The organism is Paenibacillus maysiensis (assembly GCF_000520815.1).
Classification (GTDB): Bacteria; Bacillota; Bacilli; order Paenibacillales; family Paenibacillaceae; genus Paenibacillus; species Paenibacillus maysiensis.
This window is the reverse complement of the sequence record NZ_ASRY01000285.1, coordinates 28,235-50,126: the sequence shown is the minus strand read 5'-3', so window position 1 is coordinate 50,126 and position 21,892 is coordinate 28,235. Positions and strand designations below refer to the sequence as shown.

General features: G+C 47.1%; 15 protein-coding genes. 4 read left to right on the top strand and 11 right to left on the bottom strand.

The annotated features are described in order from the left end of the window. Positions 1 to 43: 43 nt before the first annotated feature. From L696_RS0121570 to L696_RS0121550, 5 genes are all read right to left on the bottom strand, one after another. On the bottom strand, positions 44 to 1,255 hold the full coding sequence (locus L696_RS0121570; protein WP_025685490.1) for an MFS transporter: 1,212 nt from the start codon (positions 1,253 to 1,255) through the stop codon (positions 44 to 46). A 19-nt stretch (positions 1,256 to 1,274) separates the two neighbouring features. Next, on the bottom strand, positions 1,275 to 2,321 hold the full coding sequence (locus L696_RS0121565) for an ROK family protein (RefSeq protein WP_025685489.1): 1,047 nt from the start codon (positions 2,319 to 2,321) through the stop codon (positions 1,275 to 1,277). A 189-nt stretch (positions 2,322 to 2,510) separates the two neighbouring features. Further along, positions 2,511 to 4,835, bottom strand: coding sequence for a helix-turn-helix domain-containing protein (locus L696_RS0121560; RefSeq protein WP_025685488.1), 2,325 nt, complete (start codon positions 4,833 to 4,835; stop codon positions 2,511 to 2,513). A 299-nt stretch (positions 4,836 to 5,134) separates the two neighbouring features. Beyond that, positions 5,135 to 7,693 (bottom strand): beta-mannosidase, encoded by a 2,559-nt coding sequence (locus tag L696_RS0121555; RefSeq protein ID WP_025685487.1) that lies wholly within the window; start codon positions 7,691 to 7,693, stop codon positions 5,135 to 5,137. A 211-nt stretch (positions 7,694 to 7,904) separates the two neighbouring features. Continuing rightward, positions 7,905 to 8,972 carry a LacI family DNA-binding transcriptional regulator gene (locus L696_RS0121550; RefSeq protein WP_025685486.1) on the bottom strand — a complete coding sequence of 356 codons (1,068 nt, stop codon included), beginning with the start codon at positions 8,970 to 8,972 and terminating at the stop codon, positions 7,905 to 7,907. Between the two features lie 281 nt (positions 8,973 to 9,253). Between L696_RS0121550 and L696_RS0121545 the strand changes: the two genes are divergently transcribed. Then, positions 9,254 to 10,945, top strand: a complete 1,692-nt coding sequence (locus L696_RS0121545; protein WP_025685485.1) for an ABC transporter substrate-binding protein — start codon at positions 9,254 to 9,256, stop codon at positions 10,943 to 10,945. 39 nt (positions 10,946 to 10,984) lie between these two features. Here L696_RS0121545 and L696_RS0121540 read toward each other — a convergent pair whose 3' ends face one another. The 3 genes from L696_RS0121540 to L696_RS0121530 form a co-directional block, all read right to left on the bottom strand. Further along, entirely contained in the window at positions 10,985 to 12,214 is a 1,230-nt protein-coding gene (locus tag L696_RS0121540; RefSeq protein WP_025685484.1) for an MFS transporter, read from the bottom strand. Continuing rightward, positions 12,214 to 12,777, bottom strand: coding sequence for a GNAT family N-acetyltransferase (locus L696_RS0121535; RefSeq protein WP_025685483.1), 564 nt, complete (start codon positions 12,775 to 12,777; stop codon positions 12,214 to 12,216). Before L696_RS0121535 ends, L696_RS0121540 begins: the two co-directional genes overlap by 1 nt. 64 nt (positions 12,778 to 12,841) lie before the next feature. After that, positions 12,842 to 13,204 (bottom strand): DUF2500 domain-containing protein, encoded by a 363-nt coding sequence (locus tag L696_RS0121530; protein ID WP_025685482.1) that lies wholly within the window; start codon positions 13,202 to 13,204, stop codon positions 12,842 to 12,844. A gap of 408 nt (positions 13,205 to 13,612) precedes the next feature. On the opposite strand from L696_RS0121530, the gene nrdI reads away from it, so the two are divergent. From nrdI to nrdF, 3 genes are all read left to right on the top strand, one after another. Then, the gene (gene nrdI / locus L696_RS0121525) at positions 13,613 to 13,972 is read left to right on the top strand and encodes a class Ib ribonucleoside-diphosphate reductase assembly flavoprotein NrdI (RefSeq protein ID WP_025685481.1); all 360 of its coding nucleotides are present in this window, start codon (positions 13,613 to 13,615) and stop codon (positions 13,970 to 13,972) included. Next, positions 13,959 to 16,043: a class 1b ribonucleoside-diphosphate reductase subunit alpha gene (gene nrdE / locus L696_RS0121520; protein WP_025685480.1), complete on the top strand. Its 2,085-nt coding sequence runs from the start codon at positions 13,959 to 13,961 to the stop codon at positions 16,041 to 16,043. The genes nrdI and nrdE overlap by 14 nt, the downstream gene beginning before the upstream one ends. Positions 16,044 to 16,250: 207 nt before the next feature. Then, entirely contained in the window at positions 16,251 to 17,216 is a 966-nt protein-coding gene (nrdF, locus tag L696_RS0121515; RefSeq protein ID WP_025685479.1) for a class 1b ribonucleoside-diphosphate reductase subunit beta, read from the top strand. Between the two features lie 140 nt (positions 17,217 to 17,356). Here nrdF and L696_RS0121510 read toward each other — a convergent pair whose 3' ends face one another. The 3 genes from L696_RS0121510 to L696_RS0121500 form a co-directional block, all read right to left on the bottom strand. Further along, on the bottom strand, positions 17,357 to 18,592 hold the full coding sequence (locus L696_RS0121510; RefSeq protein WP_025685478.1) for an MFS transporter: 1,236 nt from the start codon (positions 18,590 to 18,592) through the stop codon (positions 17,357 to 17,359). A 154-nt stretch (positions 18,593 to 18,746) separates the two neighbouring features. Continuing rightward, positions 18,747 to 19,220 carry a MarR family transcriptional regulator gene (locus L696_RS0121505; protein WP_025685477.1) on the bottom strand — a complete coding sequence of 158 codons (474 nt, stop codon included), beginning with the start codon at positions 19,218 to 19,220 and terminating at the stop codon, positions 18,747 to 18,749. Positions 19,221 to 19,414: 194 nt separating this feature from the next. Beyond that, positions 19,415 to 21,523: a class I SAM-dependent methyltransferase gene (locus tag L696_RS0121500; protein ID WP_025685476.1), complete on the bottom strand. Its 2,109-nt coding sequence runs from the start codon at positions 21,521 to 21,523 to the stop codon at positions 19,415 to 19,417. Positions 21,524 to 21,892: the final 369 nt, after the last annotated feature.

Here is a 21,892-nt window from a genome sequence, read left to right as displayed (position 1 = left end):
TCTGTGTTTTGTTAAGTTTTAACGATGCAGTAGCTTCACTATACTACTCCTGCGCCGAAGCCTCTGATGGAAGACTCATGGATAACTTGCGCACCTTCCCCGTCTTCCCATCCTTACGGCTGCGTGATACATAAACCATCATTAACGCACCTAAGGTCGCGCTGATCAGACAAGCCAGGTTCATAAGCTGCGGTCCCCCGGCATGAAGGAGGTATCCATTCAACAGATTACCTACAATGCCCGCCAGTCCGGCGAATACCATATTGAACACGCTTTGTCCGGTGGCCTGCATATCCTTCTCCGTCACATGCGATACATATTCAACGGCCGCAATGTAGAAAAATCCAAACGACAGCCCGTGCAACACCTGCACAGCAATCATAACCGCAGGATCAGGAAATGCCAGTTGAACTCCCCAGCGCAGCATATAGGCTACAGCCCCTAGCAAAAGGGTTCTCTCCAGCCCAATCCTGCGAATCACCCGGGAAGCCAGCAGCATGGAGGGCACATTCGTAATGGAAGCAACCAGCAGAGCAACCCCGACCAACCCCGTAGGTCCTCCCGACATTTTAAAAGCCAGTACAAAATAGGTGTTAAATGCGGTCAACGTCTGATTCACCAAAAAGCTGCCACCCAAAAATATTAAAAACGTCCTGTTACGGATTAATTGACCGATACCGTCAGAAAACGATTTGCGCAACGCCAGATCTTCCTCCGTATTTTTCGGAAGCGCCAGTGCCGTCAAGGCCGCAAGACCGTTCAGTACCAAAAAAGGCACCCAAATCAGGGACACCGATAGAAGCGACACGAACAGCCCCCCGGCATAACCGCCCACCGCGTTACCTATACTCGCCATAAATCGTATGCTGCCGTAGGTCGCCCCTACCTTTTTTGCTGTCACGATCGCATAAGAATCAGCGATCGGCGCCTGTGTTGCCGTGAATATAGCCATGATCGAATAGACAAGCGCCATCAGCACAAAATGCTCCGACTGATAACATACCGCTATGACCCCTGGGACCGCTACACTCAAAATAAGCACCAGCCGCATTTGACGGTATTGATCCACAATAATTCCCCATATTGGCTGAACCAGAATGGATACCAGCGTACCGATCGCCATCAGCGCACCAACACTGGTACTCGTCAACCCGTTCTGAACCAGCAATAAGGTCAAATACGGGTTAAACATCCCCCCTGCTAAACCAATAAACAAATAAAAGCCTCGCAGCTTCAGCATTTGTGAGCCAACCATCTGGAATCCTCCCTGTTGTTTAGCGTACCGCGCTGCCCAGAATCGTCGCCAGCGCTCCGATGGCCCCGGCTTCATTACCCAGCCCAGCAGGTACAATGGTACAAGGAATGTCCGTCCATAAGGCTACTCTTTGCCGAATTTCATCCAAATAATACGTGCTCCCTTCAGCCACACCGCCGCCTACAACGATCATTTCCGGGTTCAGCAAGCTGATCACATTCGTCAGAGCCATCGCCATATAAGCCAGCGCAGGCTCCAGAATCGTCTGTGCTTCCACATCACCTTCGGCTGCCGCTTGCAGAACATGTCGCGCCCCAACATGGTCCCGTTGGCCATCCGCCAGCCGTACCATGTGCGTACCTGGTATGCCGGACGCAAGCGCCGATTTTACACTGTGTGTTATTGCCGTACCCGACGTTAAAGATTCGAACACACCGAACTCGTCCGTCCCTCTTCGCTCTGCCGCTTGCCGCGCCTGTTCTTCACCTGCAATCCAGTAGGCCATTTCCCCAGCTCCGCCTGCGGCTCCCTTGTATAGCTCCCCGTTCAAAATAAGACCACTTCCAATGCCTGTGCCTACCGTTACCATCAGTACATGACGTAATCCCCGCGCTGCGCCCAGCCATTGCTCTCCCAACGCAGCCATATTTACATCATTATCCAGCACCAAGCGTCCGCTATAGCGCTGTCCAACGACAGATCGTATACCGCCATGCGTACCACTGTCATGTGCACTGTCGTGCATGCTCCATTGGAGCGCCGGGGCGTGAGTGATCCTGCCGCTATCGTTATCTACCACACCGGGAAAGCCGATCCCGATTCCTTGTAATTGCTCTAGCGTCAAGCCTTCCTGCTCCAGACAGCTTTCCAGCTCCCCGAACAGACTTTCAAAGAAAAAGGCTGCATCCTTCGTATGCACCGTCGGAATTCTATGCCTCACCACCACTTTCCGTTCCGCTGTACCGATACAGATCAGCGTCTTCGTCCCGCCGACATCAATGCCTGCCGCCCAGCCGGAAGCCTTCGGCTCATCCCCATATTGCTTTTGTACATCTATGTCCGCCATAGCCCATCCTCCGTCATTCCGGTTCGCCCTCATGCCTGCCAATACATCGGCCGTTGACGCCCTGTAGGTTCAAGATATGGACATAAGTATCGCATTTGTCCTCCTGTGCCGCAATAAACTAAATTCCGCTCCATAAACCGACACCGTCTGCCCGCCTTTTAACGAATAAAATGCTAAAAAGGCGAGCGCCTAAAGCGCTCCCCCTGTTAATGATGAATCTTCCGGCTTCAATCTCAGCTTGCGATAATCTCCCGGCGTGACACCAACCACACGCTTAAACACCCGTCCAAAGGTAATCGAATTGGCATAACCGACCTGGGTTGCAATGTGCTGAACCGTCTCTGTAGTGTTACACAGCATTTGCTGGGCATGGTTCATACGCAACCGGGTCAAAAAATCCACGAATTTCATATCAAACTCGGTTTTAAACAAATGACTGGCATATTTAGGCGACACATCAAAACGTTCGCTCAAATGATTCAAAGATAAATCCGGATTCGTATAATGCTCTTCAATATATTGTTTCATCTCACTGACCATAGCCCGATAGCTCTTGGTTTCACTGGCTGCAACATAAGTACGGTACACGGTGGTCATGTGCTCCAGCAGCAGAGTGTGCATCAGGGCCAGCGAAGGAGCAGACTCTACCTCAAATCTCCATCTCTCCGCCTCCGGCCCGTTAAAATAACGATCCAGCGCACCCGACACGTCCTTCATCTCGCGCATTTCCCGTTCCAGCAGCTCTTGTAGCCACTGAATCACGGTTAAAATATCCCCATCCTTCAACTTGTCCGTTTCCATCGATGCGAATAGACCTTCCAACCGTCCACGCCAATCATGGCTGGCCAACCGAAAAGAACGGATGGTCTCCGAAATCAGCGGCAGATACGTATATAACGGAATTTCATTGTCCTGCGGAACCTGGTCACTAATCACAATATCGTGCACCCCGAGCGTTAACCGATACCGAAGGGCAGAAACAGCCGCCCGATAGGAATCCTTAATATACTCCAACTCGTGAGTTTGACCGCCAATTCCGATGGTGAGCTGTACACCCAGATGGCCCTGTAGCCACTCGCAGCCCGTTTGCGCCATCTCCTGCAGCTTCACAGCCAGCAACCCTTCCCCGTCATCATCCTCTTTTCTTAGCAAAATGGCAATTCTTTCGCGGCTCATCCATTCTGCCCAGCCCTGCCAACCATAAGTGGCTGCAAGCTCCTGCATCACACCCAGCAACGACAGGCTCAGACGTTGATCTTCACTTCCATGCTCATTCGAACTTCTGTTGCCCGCTTGTGGTCCTTCGGTTGTGTACGGCTGCTCCAGTTCCAGATCATGCAGTTCTACCACCATGACAGCGTAGACACGGATAGCCTCTCTCTGAGTATCGTCCACAAAAGGAGACAGATTATCCAAACGCACTGTGGCCGTTTCCATGGTTGTACCTTCCATCAGATCAAGGAACAATTGCCGTCGCCGAATAAGTACATTCGCATACTCTTGCTGTTCATAATCGACCGTTTGCCGAATCAGACTTTGCAGCGCGTGATCAATCATCCACAGCTCATCCTTGTTGGTTCCCTCATCAGGACTGCCCGGCAATTGTTGAATGCGCTGCATCATCAGTTGAATCGGTCGGTAATTTCTGCGTGTTACATAGATAATGTAAACTACTGCCAAGACGACAACAGCCAGCCCGAGCACAATCCAAACGTAAGAAATGACAGACACCCACTCGAACAGTTGCCCGGCACGAATGCCACTTTCGAAGCTCCAGCCTAGTCTAGCCGACGGCAAATGAGTCAATTGCTGTCCGTCTTCCTCTTTTACAGCTCCTCCTGCGTCGGATGCAGCCGGGTAGATCGTATGCCCTTCGCCATCCTTAATCACCAGATAAGAAACCGCCGGATTCGTCATTTGACCAATCATTTGCTCCAACGGATACACACCGATATTGATTACCAGCAGCCCTTGTCCCCCGAACGGCAACGGAAGCCGCTTATGCATCGAAATCACACGATCTGACGTATGTTTGCCCGGCTCCTTCCATTCCCGCACAGGTGACCACTGCCGATCCTCAGACCGCAGTGCCTGCTCGATATACGGATAATCGCCAAATGTCTTGGCATCCTGAAGGCCGCTCCTGGTTAGTACCTTTTGATCCTTCATCCTGTAAATATAAATGGAATGTACCAATTCATGATTATCCTTGAGCGCACGCAAGCTTCCTGCCAGTCCATACAACATCGTGCTGCCACTCTGCGCCTGTCCATTTAAAAAGTAGCTGTAGCTCTTATTGGTTTCCGCCTCGCTTAATACGTCCATTTCTACCTTCGTCAGCGACTTTTCCACACTGTCCATCACAAATCCGGTCGTGATCCGATTCGCCTTCCCCGTCTCATTACGTGATATCTCATTCACGATCAGGAAGGATAAAAAAATGAGAATGGACACGGTCAACATAAAAATCGGGAAATAGGAAAAAAGCAATCTCCTGTACCAGCTCTTTCTCATCATATCCCTCCTGCCGCCTAATGCTTCCATGACCCTCTTTATAGAGCTTCGTTCAACAATAAGCATACTCGTGATGTCAGCTTTAATGCGGTCTTGATTATACTTTGAACCTATTCTACCAAAATTAGAGGCTGAATAGATAGATTTCTCACAAATATCCGTTGATATTCAATTCAAAAACTCATTTCTGTTAAATATATTAACATAATGAAAACGCTATACATATCATCACAAAATCATTTATACAGCAAAAAGGGCTTATCCGCCTAAATGAAGTACGGATAAACCTAAGCTGTTCTCTAACCTTGTATCCAATCTACCAATGAACATACCGTCAGCTTGCCCGGCGAAGCTGTCTCAAAGCCCGAATCCCCCCTGCCCAGAGCCAAAAATTCCACCGTTTTCGGAATACCAGGAGCCAGATCCAGATGATTATCGCTGAAAATGCCTTCCTGCTCCGCTGACAGCCATACATGCCTCGCCAGTACATCCGAGCGAAGGTTAAAGCGGCTTCCTCCGCTTCCCTGTACTTCTATCACTTCAATATTCGGCTGTGGCAAATCCATCTCTTTGGTATCAGCAAAATAAACTTCACAGGAAGCCACCTGTTCACCGTTCTCTATCAGACGTGCGACCAGCATATGCTCCGCAGGGTTCTGTCCATTCAGCCATTTGTCGGCAAGCAATATATGTACCAGCCCCGCTGCATTAGCTTGCTGCTCTACCTGAATATCCTCTTCACGGATGGCCTTACTACCCCGAATATGCAAAAGCGTCAGCCGCAGCGTGCCCTGAACAGGTTTTAGCGTATCGTTGACAATATGCAGCTCCTTATTACCCTGCTCCGTATCCGCTACGCTCAGCAGTACATCGGCAAAGCTGCGCTTAGCCGTATATTGCAGCGCCTTCCAGCGACCAAAATAGTCCATACTCGACCAGGAGGCAACGGGCCAGCAATCATTCATTTGCCAATACAATGTGCCCATGCAGTAAGGCTTGCGACGCCGATGCGCCTCGATGGCCATTTTCATCGCTTCCGCCTGTAAAACCTGACTCATGGGAAGAAAAGCTTTAAAATCCTTCGGCTCCCGCATGTACCGTTCCATATATTCTTTAATCAGGCGATTGCCTGCCCCGTTCTTCTGATGCGCCAGCATTACTGTTGATTCCAGCTCCAGCTCATTCTCTTCTGCATAGAAGCGCACGGACTTGTATTCGGGAAAGGATTGAAAGCCATATTCACTCATAAAACGGCCCACATGCACATGGTAATTTTCAAACGGCTCAGATGTGTGCCATACGCCCCAGTAATGAACATCCCCCGCCGTCGAAGACGGATGAGCATGCTGATTTCGGTCACCAGACAGGCCGATCAGTGGAGACGAGGGCCAATATGCCGTCTGCGGGGACCAGATGTGTACCACTTCCGGTAAAATTCGGTGAAAGAGCGTCTCATAATCAGACCACAAGCGCTCCCGCTGCGCTGGCGTATAATCCTTTTTCCAGCCCCAGCCCCCGTTCTCCTCATAATGCGCCCAAGCCGAATCAATCTCATTATTGCCGCACCATAAAGCGATACATGGATGATTGCGCAGACGCTTGATGTTGTCCTCCGCTTCCTTTGCCACATTGTCCAAAAAAGCCTGATCTCCCGGGTACATGCTGCACGCAAACATAAAATCCTGCCATATCAATAAACCGTATTCGTCACAAAGCTCATAAAATATGTCTTCCTCATAAATACCACCGCCCCAGACCCGCAGCATATTCATATGAGAGGCAGCAGCGCTGGCAATCTCGTGTCGATACCTCTCCCGTGTCACTTCCGTGGTAAAGCTATCATTCGGAATATGGCTGGCTCCCTTCGCAAACACCGGAACCCCGTTCAGCTCAAAATAAAAGCTCTCTCCCTTGGCATCCCGTTCACGCACAAGACGAATGGAACGCAAGCCCGTCTTTACCGTTTTTTCCGCGATGACAGCTCCTTCATCCCGCTCCACAAGCTCGGCTGCAAACGTATATAGATGCGGCTCTCCCAGCCCCTGGCACCACCACAGCTTTGGCTGCTCCATATACAACTCCAGCTCCACCGTTTGCGTTTGCCTTCCCTTCAACAAACGAACAGGCTTCGACCACTCCCTCCCGTCAGCGGAAATACGAAGATCGGCTTCCCTGATCTCACCCGCATTTTCGATCTCTGCCACAGCCGTGAGTCTGGCTCCGTCTGCACTGATTTCATCCTGCCGGATAAACAAGTCTCTTACAATCAGACCAGACCATGCCTCCACCCTTACCTGTCTCCAAATGCCGCTTGTCACCAGCCTCGGTCCCCAATCCCAGCCGTAGTGGTAAGGAGCCTTACGTGCGAAAACGCTTACCTTTTTGTCTGTCAGCCCCCCTGCTTCGGACTGATCATTTGGCGCGGGAAGAGCGTAACCCAGTTGCTCCAGCTTGGGCAGATCCTCAGCTACCGGAGAACGGAACACGATTTCCAGCCGATTCTCCCCCTGCTGAATCCATGCCTTCACATCCCGTCTCCACATCCGAAACATATTGTTGGCTGACAAAACGGGATGCCCGTTCACTTTTACCTCCGCATACGTGTCCAAGCCCTCCAGCACCAGTTCTACACATGGGCACTGAAGCTGTTCCGCATTCATTTCAAAACAGGCTTCGTATACCCAGTCCTGTTTGTCAATCCATTGTACCTCTGCCTCGTTCGTTCCGATAAAAGGATCAGGAATTTTGCCATGTCGTAAAAGATCCGTATGCACACATCCCGGTACTTTCGCGCTAAGCCACTCATCACCTGATGCGTTCCTAAACCTCCAGTTATCCAATCCTGTCACATTGAACATCGTCGCAAGCCTCCCTGTAAGGATGATTGGGAACATCTGGACTCCTCTATAAACATAACAAAAATAACATTAAGCTAACAAAATAGTCAAATCGTTTTTTGTGACAAAACAAATCGAAAAACAACAAAGAAAAGTCGCCTCGCCCCAAAAGGCTAAAAAGCGACTTTTTATCTTCCCCCGTGTACGGAGCTCGATCATCTATATCTGGACGTCAACTATATTTGATTGTGCTGATTGGGTGTTCATGTTCATCGTTACCCTGACTGAGCCGCGGCGCATACCCTTCCCGCACGACCAGATCTGCATGTAACAGCTTTTTCTCGACAGGCGAATCCGGGTTGGTTATGCGCCATAGCAATTGATCCACCGCACGCATGCCCAGCAGTTCCTTATCCACTCTCACCGTCGCATAAATCGGCATCTGCTCGCTCGTATCGTCAAAACCAGTCACTCCACAGCGCCTTGGGACGTCAATTCCCTTTTGTTTGAGCGCATCCACCACTTGCCCGGCAGTCACATCATTCACACATACAAACATCTCCGGCAATTCATCCTCGGTCAGCTTGTCCAATTCCTCGGCAAGCTCCTGCGCTCCCATATGTAGCAAAGCTCTGTTTTGCTTTAAGGATATTCCTCCAAGCTCCAGTGCGGAGCGAAAAGCTTCCCAACGTTCATAGAAACTGTGAGCATCGTCGATATTTCCGACAAATTGAAAGCGGGTATAGCCTCTGCACAACACATTTCTCATGAGTTCACCCATGCACGTTCGGTTATCCGTGAACACCGTATCGCTTAAAAATGCAGAATCCCAATGATCCACCATGACGACCGGGATGCTCATCCGATAAATATTCAGCAATATTGAAGTGGAAATGGACCCCACCGTGATAATGCCCGTGATCGCCTCCGGATTCAGCAAAGAAAACATATCCTCTGTCGAAGGCTCCGTTAACGTGAGCATGTTCATCCCTTTTCGGTTCAGACGCTCGGAAATACCTTCAAATACAGGGCCCCAATACCTGGATTCTCTGTTCTGGTGCCGTATATTCGGAAATAACACCAGCACAGTTCCCGACCATTCCCCGGCATCCGTGTCCCGAGGTTCCACCCCCGTTGTCTTTGGATGATTGCGAAAATAGCCCATCTGGGCAGCCAGCTTGACCAACACTGCCCTCGTCTCCTCACTTACTCCGGGCTTGCCGGACAATGCACGCGAAACAGCGAACTTTGAAACGCCCGCCGCATCCGCAATTTCCTGCAACGTTACTTTTCCACGCATCTTCTCACCCAACCCTATTCGGAATCTTTTTTCTGCCTCTGCCTTTCCAATACATGGGCGTGCCAATAAACTGGTATCATCGTAGCACACTTTGTTTTAGATCATCAAACGATAGATTTGCACAAATCCACACCATCCACCAAAATATGTTTGCATAATAAAAAAACAAACACATAACAAATCAACAGAAATAACTTGACGGCAGGTTCGCTATTTCCTACAATTTACTATTGAAAGCACTTACATTATGTGAATCATACTTATAAAGGGGGATTTTGCAGATGTTCAAAAACAGGTCGGTACGACAAGGCTCCATCCTGCTCCTGGCTTTGCTGCTGCTCGTGACAACGGGCTGCGCGAATGGAACGGGCGGTACGGCAGAAAAGGAAAATCCCGATGACACCAGCCCTGTCACACTTACTTTTTTTGGTGGTGACGCCAGCTCCAACTGGAATAATATGAAGGATGCAGTCGGGCAGGAAATCATCAAAAAAACGGGCGTCACACTGAACGGGGAGCATGCCGTCAATGGCCGGAGTGAGGAAAAGTTTGCTCTGATGGCTGCCAGCGGAGAGTATCCTGATCTGGTCTATCCCAAAAATGATGTCGGTAAGCTGGTCGATGCCGGGGCACTCATTGACTTAACCGACCTGATTGACAAATACGGCCCCAATATCAAGAAAGTGTACGGAGACTATTTTAACCGTATTAAATATAGCCATGACGACCCTGCCATCTATACGATCCCAACCAATTTGGGCGTAGATCACATCGCATTTGACGCACAAACCGGGTTCGAAATCCAGCATCAGGCACTTGAGAAGCTCGGTTATCCGAAAATTCGCACTGTTCAGGATTTTGAAAAAGCGCTCAAGGACTATGTCGCCAAATACCCCACCACTAACGGTCAGCCTACCATCCCCCTCTCCCTTGACGCCGAAGATTGGAAAATTCAAATTACTGTAACCAATCCGGCAGTTACCGCTACAGGCGGACCGGATGATGGAGAGTATTATATCGACCCCAAGACGCATAAAGCCATTCTCCACTACAAACGCCCGGAGGAACGGGAATATTTTCGCTGGCTGAATCACATGTACAACGAAGGACTGCTGGATAAGGACACTTTTGTGCAAAAAAGCGATCAATACAAGTCCAAAATCGCCGCAGGTCGTGTGATTGGACTCATCGATCAGGAATGGAACTATCAGGATGCCGAAAACGCACTCAAAGCGTCGGGCAAGGATGAATTTACCTACGCGCATTTTCCAGTCACGTTAAGCGAGAAATATGAGGATCATTCCCTCCAGCCACTCGGCTTTGATGCTGCATACGGGATCGGAATTACAACCTCGTGCAAAAATCCCGTGCGTGCCATCAAGTTTCTGGATTTTCTGGCCTCCGACGAAGGACAAATTTTGCGCAACTGGGGAATCGAAGGCCAGCATTACAATGTAGAGAACGGCAAACGAGTTATTCCGGCCGATGTGCAGCAACGTAAAAACACCGATAATTCCGCTTTTACGAGAGAGTCAGGCATCGGTTTGTACTGGATGTGGGGGCCGCATTACGGTGACGGCATCAAGGACCCTTCCGGCAACTACTATACGACGAACTATCCGGAGATGATTACCGAAAATTACAGCCCAGCCGAAAAAAAATCCTTGCAAGCCTACAATGCTCGAACGTGGAAGGACCTGTTCCCGAACGAGAAGGATTTTCCGGTAAAAGAATGGGGCGCCGCCTACAACATGCCTGTGCCGACCAATACGAACTACAATGTTATTTATCAGAAGTCGCAGGATATTGTGCGCAAACGGATTCCCGAAGCCGTACTCGCCAAACCGGATCAATTTGATGCTGTCTATGACCGCATGCTCCAAGAGCTGGATCAGGCAGGTGTGCCGAAGGCTGAAGAAATCTACACCGGACTGATCCAAAATCGGCTCAAGCTGTGGAACGGGGAAAAATAACGATTAAAGGGGCTGACAGCCTGATGCTGTCCAGCCCTTTTACATGGAATGTTCTTTTTTGTTGCTTTCTTCTTTCCAAGAATTACTTTTGTTGGACATCCGATTGACGTACAACAATAAAAAGATTGGAATCAACGCAATCCCGCCACACATCACCCAAGATATTTGAATGGGTGTTTGGTCCGAAGACAAATCCGTAAAATTACGACTGATGATCCCCGTCACGATTAAACCAATACACATGCCTAATTGGGAAATTGCAGAATCCAAGGATAGTAATGTAGAACGATATTCATTAGAGATTCTTTTATTCAGGAAAATTTGTTTGGCTACCGGGTACATTCCTCGCCCAATCTCATAGATTAAAAAGGTAAGCAGTACAGGATAAAACGTGTTGAAAGCCCCGGCTAAAATAAGCCAAACAGCGATCATTCCGCAAGCACCCATGAGTATATGTACATCACTGTATCGCCTGCCCAACTTTCGAACCAGATAGCTGCCCAAAGTCATACATAATGAATAGCCTGCCTTGATAAATCCCATAATCCAAATCCCCTGTTCGGAAAGACCGACAAGACGTGGCTGTTGAAATGTATTACCCGCCGAGTTCGAAAAGCTGATAAATAAACCGATGATAAACACAATCCAGATCGACTTATTTTCCAGCCCGATACGGATGCTTTCTCCGATAATTGTTTTAATACGAGTACCAGACATTCTTCTATGGGCTATATTCTCCTCATTCATGTAAAAATAGCACAGAAAAATGCATAGGATAATAGATAAAATGCTGGCCAACCAAGGAAGTGAATAGTTGAAGGTTGCAAGAAAAGCTCCCAACAGCCCACAAATAAATCCCGAAATATACTGTATGCTGTTTGAGGTTGTAAAAAGGACTTCCATTGGCTTATCACTATTTTCCACAACCCAGGATTCCAACGAACCTGATTGTAAACATATAGCCAGACCACCAAAGATTTGCGCTAAAACAAGCACCACGATATGATCCGTCCAAACGAACAGCACACTATAGACTAAAAAACAACAAAGTCCCAAAACAACAGAAATTTTCCTTCCATACTTATCTGCAATCGCACCTGTAGGAATTTCAAACAAAAAAATACTTACAAAATATACAACCAACAGGAAATTCGCACTTTGTAGGGAAAGGCCTTTCGCTAATAGAAATAAGATGAGCGTAGTCCCCGTAATCTCACTCATAAAAAATTGAAGAAAGCTGACGGAATAAAATAACTTATGTGCTTTCATTATCGAGATTCCGTCGTTTGTTCCGCAGCCTCATACTCACTTCGCAAAATCCCCATCTGGATGATGTCATAATATTGGCCTTCCTTGAACAGCTTTTGCCGCAGCCGACCTTCCTCCTTGAAGCCGCAGGCCAGATAGCAGCGATATGCACGCTCGTTGTATGCGTAGACCTCCAGCTCCAGCCGATTCAGGTTCAGCGTATGAAATACAAATTTCTGTAATAGCCGGATCGCTTCACGTCCGTAGCCTTTGCCTAGATTATCGTCGCGTCCAATCACAATGCCTAGCGTGGCATGCCGATTCATCCAGTTGATTTTAAATAAATCCAGTTGTCCGATATAGTCCAGCGTGTCTTTATGCGCAATAACAAAGCCCTTGATCTCGGAGTTACCGTCGATCATCATCTGTACGTAGGCTTCGCTATTCGTCTGAGAATGAGGATAAGTAAAAACATCGCTCAAACCGCGTGTAATATCCGGGTCATTGACCCATTTTCGTATTTCCGGTATATCCTCCTGACGATACTCTCTCAGCACGATGCGTTCCCCAATAATATGCGGCATAGTACATCTTCCCTTCGGTTATGTATGGGTATCCTGGCAGTTACCTGCCCTCAGGTAATTCAGCTTATGCTTCCATCACTCTCACGAACTCCAGAAAGCGCGTGCCTTTATAACGAAGCTCCCCACGATCTCCAATGACAATCATACCAAAATCCCTATCCTTCACCTCCAACTCCTTGCGCTCGCCCCCATCAAACTCAAAAGTAACAAAATAATCTGTCGAAGCTGAAAAATCGCCTGAACCCCCGCGAACCCTCGTTCTCTTGTCCACCACCTTGCATGAACGTTGTTCCAACTCAGCGGCTTGATTCGAAAGCCCCGTACCGATTGCCTTGGCAATGATAGCGATAAATCCAATTGCAATGATTCCAAAAACGATAAAAAATATGGCATCAAACGACCCTGAATCCATAAATCCATTTCCCATCATACGTATTCCCCCTACAGTAAAAGGTAGATTTAGCACAGTATCTCCTATTGACAAATCGTACATCTTCATCCTTCAAAACTCCAGTACATTTGTAAAATTCGCACGAAAAAAAAAGTTATTCTGCTTATCCCGCACCCCGCTTGGACTTGCCCCCAATCCTTGTGCCCAACCTTTTAAAAGTGATTGACCTCACCTATATATAGATATAAAATAGAAATCGTACTCTAAATATAGTGTATAACGCGTATTTTACACATATATCTTGAAAATACAGATATGGAAGTACCGATATAAATAGGCGTTAAAATTTTGGCGAAGCACAGCCAGCAAGGGTTTGCGAATCTTTACAGGATTTCGAGCCTTGGGCAGATGCCGTTTTGCCAAATGTCAAGGAGGATGAATACAATGCTGATTGCTTATGATTCCAAGACCGGCAATGTAAAAAGATTTATCGGGAAGCTCAAGCTTCCGGCGGTCCAAATCCAGGAGCAAATGACTATAGAGGAACCATACGTACTCATTACATATACAACGGGGTTTGGACAGATACCTGAAAGGGTATCTTCCTTTTTGCAAAAAAATGCTCAAAACCTCGTGGGTGTGGCTGCCAGTGGCAACCGTAACTGGGGCGAGTGCTTTGCCAAAAGCGCGGATTTGATCTCCGACCATTACAACGTGCCTGTCATCAGTAAATTTGAATTATCCGGAACGTTCGGCGATGTAGAGCGTTTCAAACAGGAGGTGAGCCGAGTTGCGGCATATTGAATTGAACAACATGTTGATGAAACGCGATACAGACGGCTTTTTTCAATTGGAAAAGGACCAAGAGGCTGTAGACGAGTTTATGAAGGAAGTCGATGAACGGAGCTTGAAGTTTGCGGATACAGCGGCTCAAGTGCTCTACATGATTGAGAATGATTATTACGAAAATTTCTATAGTAGCTATACGGCTGACGAAATTAAGGATATTTTCCATATCACTCATAGTTATAATTTTAAATTTCCTTCCTATATGGCAGCATCCAAGTTTTATACGGATTATGCAGTGAAGAGTAATGACCGTAAGGTCTATCTGGAGCACTACCCTGACCGGGTGGCAGTCGTCGCCCTTCATTTGGGACGCGGTAACGCCGATACGGCGCGCCTGTTGTCGCGCTCGATGATGGAGCAGCGTCTCCAGCCGGCAACGCCAACCTTCCTGAATGCAGGCAAAAGCCGTCGTGGAGAACTGGTGTCCTGCTTCCTGCTCGAAATGGACGACTCCCTCAACTCGATCAACTACGTGCTGAACACTTGCATGCAGTTGTCCAAAATCGGCGGCGGTGTCGCGGTCAACCTGTCGAAACTGCGGTCACGCGGCGAGGCGATCAAAGGTGTAGAAGGCGCGGCTAAAGGAATTATGCCTGTGCTGAAGCTGATGGAGGACGGCTTCTCTTACGCGGATCAGATGGGTCAACGTAAAGGCTCCGGTGCAGCATACTACAACATTTTCGGATGGGATGTACTGGAGTTCCTGGATAGTAAAAAAATCAATGCCGACGAAAGAGTGCGCCTGAAGACACTCTCCATCGGACTGATTGTACCGAACCGCTTTTATAAGCTGGCTCAGGATAATGAGCCGTTGCATGTATTCGCTCCTTACAGTGTATACAAGGCCTACGGTACCCATCTGGACGATATGGATCTAGATGAAATGTACGATACACTGCTCGCTGACGACCGGGTGAAGAAAAAGGTAGCGATGAGCGCGCGTGACATGCTGACCAAAATTGCCATGATCCAGTTGGAATCCGGCTATCCATACATGATGAACAAAAGTAACGCGAATCAGGCACATGCTCTTAAAAACGTGGGCCAGGTTAAAATGTCAAACCTGTGCACAGAAATTTTCCAATTACAGGAAACCTCTGAAATTACAGATTACGGCCAACAGGATACAATCCGTCGGGATATCAGCTGTAATCTGGCTTCTCTCAACATTGTAAATGTGATGGAGCATGGGAAAATCCGCGAATCCGTTCACGAGGGTATGATTGCCTTGACCTCGGTCAGCGATATGACCCAAGTCGCGAACGCGCCGGGTGTTGCCAAGGCAAACCGTGAGATGCATTCTGTCGGTCTGGGTGTCATGAACCTGCACGGCTACCTTGCCAAGAACAAAATTGCTTATGAAAGCAACGAAGCGAAGGATTTTGTCCGTACCTTCTTCATGACGATGAACTATCACTCTTTGGAGAAAAGCATGGAAATCGCGCAAGCGGCCGGACAAAGCTTTTATGGCTTTGAGGAATCGGATTACGCGACTGGGGTGTATTTTGACCGTTATCTGAATACCGATTACCGTCCGACAACGGCACGCGTACAAGAGCTGTTCAACGACATCTATATTCCTTCTCCGGAGGATTGGGGCAAGCTGAAAGCAGACGTGCAGAAGAACGGCCTGTATCACGCTTACCGTATGGCGATTGCGCCGACGGCCAGCATTTCATATATTCAAAATGCGACGTCCAGCGTGATGCCAATCGTGGAACAAATTGAAACACGTACCTATGCGAATTCGACGACCTATTATCCAATGCCTTACTTGCAAAGAGATAATGTGTTCTTTTATAAATCCGCTTATCAAATGGATCAGTTCAAAGTGCTTGACCTGATTGCAGAAATCCAGCCTCACGTGGATCAAGGGATTTCGACCGTGCTTCATGTGAACAGTGACGTGACTACACGCCAATTGGCGCGTTGCTATCTGTATGCTGCTCACAAAGGACTCAAATCGTTGTACTACACACGTACCAAAAAGCTGTCTGTAGAAGAGTGCCTCACCTGCTCAATCTAAGACCATGCTCATAAATTAACATTAGAAATCCTCATATATATGGATGCTTTTCATTAGAAGCTGTATCCAGCTCGATGTTCCGCCCTTTATGGGTTGGGACACGGCCTCGCGGATGCAGCTTCCGTATGTCAAGCATACGATGATTCGCCTATAGCACCTTATTGTGACTCTAGGAAATCTCGGAAGCTGAAGGGAGAATGCTAAACAATGACAGGTATACAAGCTGTAAACTGGAACCGCTCGGACGATGATTTCACATTGATGTTCTGGAATCAGAACATTATGCAATTTTGGACGGATGATGAAATTCCGCTGTCCGACGATAAAATGAGCTGGGTCACCCTCAGTGATATTGAAAAAGATGCCTACATGAAGGTGCTCGGCGGCTTAACGCTGCTGGATACGATTCAAGGCGGCGTAGGTATGCCGCAGATTATGGAGCATGTAGACGGGCTGCAACGCAAAGCTGTACTGAGCTTTATGGCGATGATGGAGCAAATTCATGCGAAATCGTACAGCAGCATTTTTACAACCCTGGCTTCTACGGAAGAGATTGATAATATATTCCGCTGGGTAGAGGAAAATCCGCATCTCCAGACCAAGGCGGAAACCATTCGTCAGTATTATATGAATATCCATACACCCAAAGACCTGTATCTCGCGATGGCAGCGTCAGTGCTGTTAGAAAGCTATTTATTTTATAGCGGCTTCTTCTACCCTCTCTATCTGGCGGGTCAGGGCAAGATGACATGCAGCGGAGAAATTATCGACCTGATTTTACGGGACGAAAGTATTCACGGTGTTTATGTGGGTGTGCTGGCACAGGAGATTTATGCAGAGCTGGACGAGGAAGAGCAACGGGATCTGTACCAGACGCTGGTAGGCTTGCTGCGCTACTTACACAATAACGAGGAGCAATACACCGAGCAAATTTATGCTCCTATCGGGCTGGTGGATGATGTCAAAGTCTTCTTGCGCTACAACGCCAACAAGGCCATGATGAACTTGGGCTTTGATCCACTGTTTGAAGAAGAAGAAGTTAATCCAATTGTATTCAACGGCATCAGCACCCACACCAAGCAGCATGATTTCTTTTCTAAAAAAGGGAACGGCTACGTGCGGGCGATGAATGTAGAGCCGCTGACAGATGATGATTTTAATTTTGGCGTATAAGTACAAATACGTGAAATTAATTTAGCAAGGTGATGCTGTGAAGAGCCATTCGCATGCGGATGGCTCAGACTGTAAACAAATAGGGTTTCAGAACTTGTCCCTAAGTTCTGAAACCCTATTGCCTAAAGAAAGTAGGTAGTTTACATATTTATATTCGCTCTCTTATATAAAACTGGTATTGCCGCTGCTATAAGGATCATACCCATAAAAGCGGGTGCGGCATGACCAAGTGATACATAGATTTGGCCTCCTATGATAGGCCCAATCATTCTTGCTAAAGCCTGAATCGATTGGCTACCTCCTTGAATCCTTCCTTGTTCACTAGAATCAACAGACTTGGAGAGCATCCCATTGAATGAAGGCCCAAAGATCGAATCACCAAAACCAAATATAAACATTCCAGCGATAAAAAGAGGATAGAATGAGAACAAAGTAGATAGCGCAATAAGACTGTAGCCTATAATCTCCGAAACCATTCCAAGAATTGCTATCTGTTTATCATTAAGTTTTATCAAAAGCTTTGGCATTATGAATCCTTGTGAAATGATGTCTTGGAAACCCATAATTGAAAACATAAGTCCGATTAGTGCAGGCTTCCAACCGAAAGTATCCATTGTAAATTGTGAAAAAACGGCCTGTAAAGATCCGTTGGGTATCCAAAGCAAGAACGCTGAGACAAGTAGCCTGTTTAAGTTTTTCATGGAAAGCAAGTTTGCAAGCTGTGTAAATGGATTCAGTCTTACAAGGGTAATCTCTTTCAGTCTATTATTCTTGTCAAGGCTCTCAGGCATAAAAAAGAATCCATAAACAACATTCAATAAAGTTATGATTGCTCCAAAATACATGGGTACAGAATAACCAAACTTGGCAAGTAATCCGCCTAGAGTTGGGCCAATGACAGTGCCTACACCTACAACCGCACTCACCCATCCAAAGTATTTGGTTCTCTGTTCTGGAGGAATGATGTCTGCAAAATATGCGAAGATCGTGCTTATGCTCCCGCCTGTTATACCTTCTATTATGCGCCCAGCAAATAGTACCCATAGAGCTCCTCCTATGCCAAAAACCAAGTACCCGATTGCGGAACCCAAAAGGCATACTAAGAGCAATGGACGACGGCCATATTTGTCGCTCAGAGCTCCAAGTACGGGGGCCGCAAAAAACACGCAGACTGCATAAACAGAGGTCAGCAGCGTAACAACTACAGCTTGTTCTCCCGGATTGCTTGTATAAGGCTGCACTAAGAATGGGACGACAGGTGTTATGATACTGAAGCCTATTCCGCAAAGAAACACAGAGATAAGACCGAATATTAAAGCGTGTTTATCTACGGTTTGTTCTGTGTTCTGTTCATTGTGTGATCTAAATTTGAACATTAAATTCCCCCCTCAAAACTATGGTTTTATTTCCTTGGAAGCAAAAAAAATCATATCACATTTTTGCTTCCTCGGCAACAAAATAATAGTAAAAAAATGCAGCCCGTTCTCAATAGAGCCCGGCTGCCTGTGGTTTGATTTTCATTATTCAAATTTATTCCGACTTAATATCTATACCCTGTTTCTTTATTTCTGCATCCAAATGCCTACTATACTTTTCCATGAAGCTAAGCATACTGTCAAATTGTTCCTCGGTTACCTGCTCAAATACGGCTTTATCCCGCTCTTGAAACTCTTTGTGCAGCTCCTCATGGATTTTATAGATTACTTTCCCTTGCTCAGTAAGCCTAAAATAGATTTCTTTCTTGTTATCCGGCTTCTGGTAGCTTTCGATAATACCTTTTTTTATGAGCTTCTTTGCTATTTTACTTATGGCACCGCTAGTCATATAAAGGGACTCCGCAAGTTTTGTCACGTTGGAATCTACATTTCTTTCAATGTATTCGATGCAATGTACTTCAGAAGACTTATAACCCTTAAGACTGTCTTCCATCTTATCCTTATTAAGCCAAACCATCTTGTTATATAAATCCCTGAAACCCATTATGACCTGTTCTTCTTTGTTCATGGTCCTGTCCTCCCACCCGTTGGTGCATTAACAATAAAATATAATATAATTTTGTTTCTATTTCAACAATTGTCATACCCGGATATTTCCACCTGCGAGGACATACATGAACACACCTCCACTAGCTTTCTAAAAAATGCCTTCTAATCGTGCTTGGCACAAATCAGAAGGCACTCTCTTGTTCAAATTAAAAATCATTCAGCAACTCCAGCCCTATTATTCGGCTTCTCAATCACGATCAGACAGGTGCTGTCTGGCAAAGGAACCCGCTGGCCCTGCTCATCCATGAACTCAACACGGCTGGACAGCGCCTCGGCATAGCCCTCCTGTAAATAGTGGCGGCTCACCCGGATAATCGCTTGTGATCCAAGTGTGTTACGAATACACTCTTCATACTGTGACGGGGTAAAATACCCAAACTGCTCCTGCACTTCATGCACATAGGCTTCCGTCCCCCATGTATAGGTATATAGAAATTCCATCGCATCGTTCACAGGCAAAATAGCCTCATGCTCCCCCACACGCTCTATTTCAATGTGGCGGCCCGCAAAATCTTGCGCATACCGTATCAGCCATTCCATTCCATCCGGCTCCAAGAATCGAATTCGTCTGCGCTGCTCTGCTGGTTCGGTCATAATACCGTCACGAATGATGATACGCCCGCCGGGTGCGAGCACACGATAGGCGCTCTGCAAAGCAGCCTCCACCGTTTGTGGATTGAACCGAATTCCATCTCGTTCGATGTAGGAATAGAGCTCGTGAAGAATCGAAGAGAAAATGACCGTGTCCATGCTCCCTGTTTCCACATATTCCTCCAACCGGAGCGCATCTCCTTTGATGACATCCCAACGATGGCGCTCCAATTGCTTTTTACGTTTAAGTGCCTCAATGACATTCACAGAAATATCAAGACCTAGTGGCTTCGCATCTGGTCTTTCCTGTTCGATCAGATCCAGCAGCACGCCCCCGCCGGGTCCAATATCCAGTATGCGGGTTCCAGTCACGTAATCCAAAATGACCCTTTTGTAATCTACGGTCTGGTTCATATCTGTAAGGTACGTCTCCTCATTGTGAAAGCGATCATAAGCATCGCGCCGTAATCCGAACAGATCGAACAGCAGCAGGACTGCTTTGTCATACAGAGGCGTTTTTTCTGCCTCAATACAAAAGTCGATCAGTTTCTCAGCCGCAGATGAAAATACAAAATTAAAAAACACAGTACTCGGCAGTTCCTCTTTATGTTCCACGATCACACTCAAATGAGGATTATGCTTCCGTTTTCCTTTTGAAATGTCCTGCCAGGACAACGCGCTTAAATATTTTTCTATCATTCGTTTTTTGTATACGTTAATTTTCTTGACACCACGATAGTCATAATACATCGTATTCATGAGCGATTCGAAACTGATATGGCGAACGGTTGTAGGCTGTTCCTGCCCCGTGCCATCCCTCAACGTGAGTAAGAATACCTTTACCAGTTCTTGAAGCGAAAAATCCTGCAAAGCTGATTCCACATACCACAGTGTCCGATTCTCCAACGGAGCCAGCACCTTCTCTACATTCAACTCCCGCTCTAGTTCTGTGTAAGCCTGCTCGAACGGCTCCCCTTCATGAATCGAAACCGACCGTAATCTCTCCAGTCGCTCCTTTACACTCCAGACTACAGGTGCGTTATCCCATGCAATCCAGCCGATCAGCTGCTCCACTTCACTGCGTACTTGGTCCCATAATGCAGGCTCTACCCCGGCGATAATACACTCGTTCAGGGCCCGTAAAACAAGCTCCAGTTCCTCAGGGCTCAGCCAGCCCTTACGAGTAATTTCGAGCAGCAGTCGATTTTCCGCAAAAGGAATTTCTCCCCGTATATATTGCCCGATCAATCCATGCGTCTCAATCAGAATTCGGGTCATGCTGTTGCGCGGGTATGCAGGGGACTCGGCTTGAGCCTGTCTGACATATAGTTGGGAGGAGCCAATATTATGTACAAACAAATTAATGCCCTCATGCTGCCAGCGTAGCCGTTCGCGGACTGTACCTCCTTTGGCTGTCTCAGACCATACCAACACATCTTCCAGTAGCTCTTTAACCCAGAATGACAATGGAAGTCCGTCCAAAATAAGCAACGTGCGCTCCACATAATCCAGTACAGGATTGGCATCCTTTAACTCACCTATGGATCGAATGCGTTCCAGATTAACAATACGCTCCTCAGCCGAAACAAGCAGCTTTAGCCAAGTCGGTGTATCCCAGGCCAGATCATTTTCTTTCCTGTAGTTAGCAATGGCTTTTAACGATTGCAGCATTTTTCTCACCTCGTGTGATTCGGATTCGGTATGCACAGGAGACTTTGGATAAGACATTTGGATAAAACCTTGTATATACTACACTTTACCATACATTTGCAGCTTCCATCTCGTGGAAAATATTAAACATTTTTATCAATCAAGCGCTTAACATGCTTTCAAACGCATACATAACCCCCAAATGTACTTTGGCTTGTGTATATTTAAGACAATTACGGCCAGCTTTGACATCCAAAAAGCAAAAAGATACCCTCCAGCCTGAAGGCTCAGAAGATATCCTATTGCTCTTGTTATACGCAGCCAAATCATGATTTCCTATGATTTCTAGAAAGCTACAGTGCCGCTGTGCAACACGTCAACCATCTATAA

Excerpts from the sequence above, each read along its gene's own strand:
- nrdF (WP_025685479.1), top strand. The coding sequence starts at position 16,251 with ATGACAGGTATACAAGCTGTAAACTGGAACCGCTCGGACGATGATTTC.
- L696_RS0121565 (WP_025685489.1), bottom strand. The coding sequence starts at position 2,321 with ATGGCGGACATAGATGTACAAAAGCAATATGGGGATGAGCCGAAGGCT.
- L696_RS0121545 (WP_025685485.1), top strand. The coding sequence starts at position 9,254 with ATGTTCAAAAACAGGTCGGTACGACAAGGCTCCATCCTGCTCCTGGCT.
- L696_RS0121560 (WP_025685488.1), bottom strand. The coding sequence starts at position 4,835 with ATGAGAAAGAGCTGGTACAGGAGATTGCTTTTTTCCTATTTCCCGATT.
- L696_RS0121535 (WP_025685483.1), bottom strand. The coding sequence starts at position 12,777 with ATGCCGCATATTATTGGGGAACGCATCGTGCTGAGAGAGTATCGTCAG.
- L696_RS0121540 (WP_025685484.1), bottom strand. The coding sequence starts at position 12,214 with ATGAAAGCACATAAGTTATTTTATTCCGTCAGCTTTCTTCAATTTTTT.
- L696_RS0121500 (WP_025685476.1), bottom strand. The coding sequence starts at position 21,523 with ATGCTGCAATCGTTAAAAGCCATTGCTAACTACAGGAAAGAAAATGAT.
- L696_RS0121530 (WP_025685482.1), bottom strand. The coding sequence starts at position 13,204 with ATGGGAAATGGATTTATGGATTCAGGGTCGTTTGATGCCATATTTTTT.
- L696_RS0121555 (WP_025685487.1), bottom strand. The coding sequence starts at position 7,693 with ATGTTCAATGTGACAGGATTGGATAACTGGAGGTTTAGGAACGCATCA.
- nrdI (WP_025685481.1), top strand. The coding sequence starts at position 13,613 with ATGCTGATTGCTTATGATTCCAAGACCGGCAATGTAAAAAGATTTATC.
- L696_RS0121510 (WP_025685478.1), bottom strand. The coding sequence starts at position 18,592 with ATGTTCAAATTTAGATCACACAATGAACAGAACACAGAACAAACCGTA.
- L696_RS0121570 (WP_025685490.1), bottom strand. The coding sequence starts at position 1,255 with ATGGTTGGCTCACAAATGCTGAAGCTGCGAGGCTTTTATTTGTTTATT.
- L696_RS0121550 (WP_025685486.1), bottom strand. The coding sequence starts at position 8,972 with ATGCGTGGAAAAGTAACGTTGCAGGAAATTGCGGATGCGGCGGGCGTT.
- L696_RS0121505 (WP_025685477.1), bottom strand. The coding sequence starts at position 19,220 with ATGAACAAAGAAGAACAGGTCATAATGGGTTTCAGGGATTTATATAAC.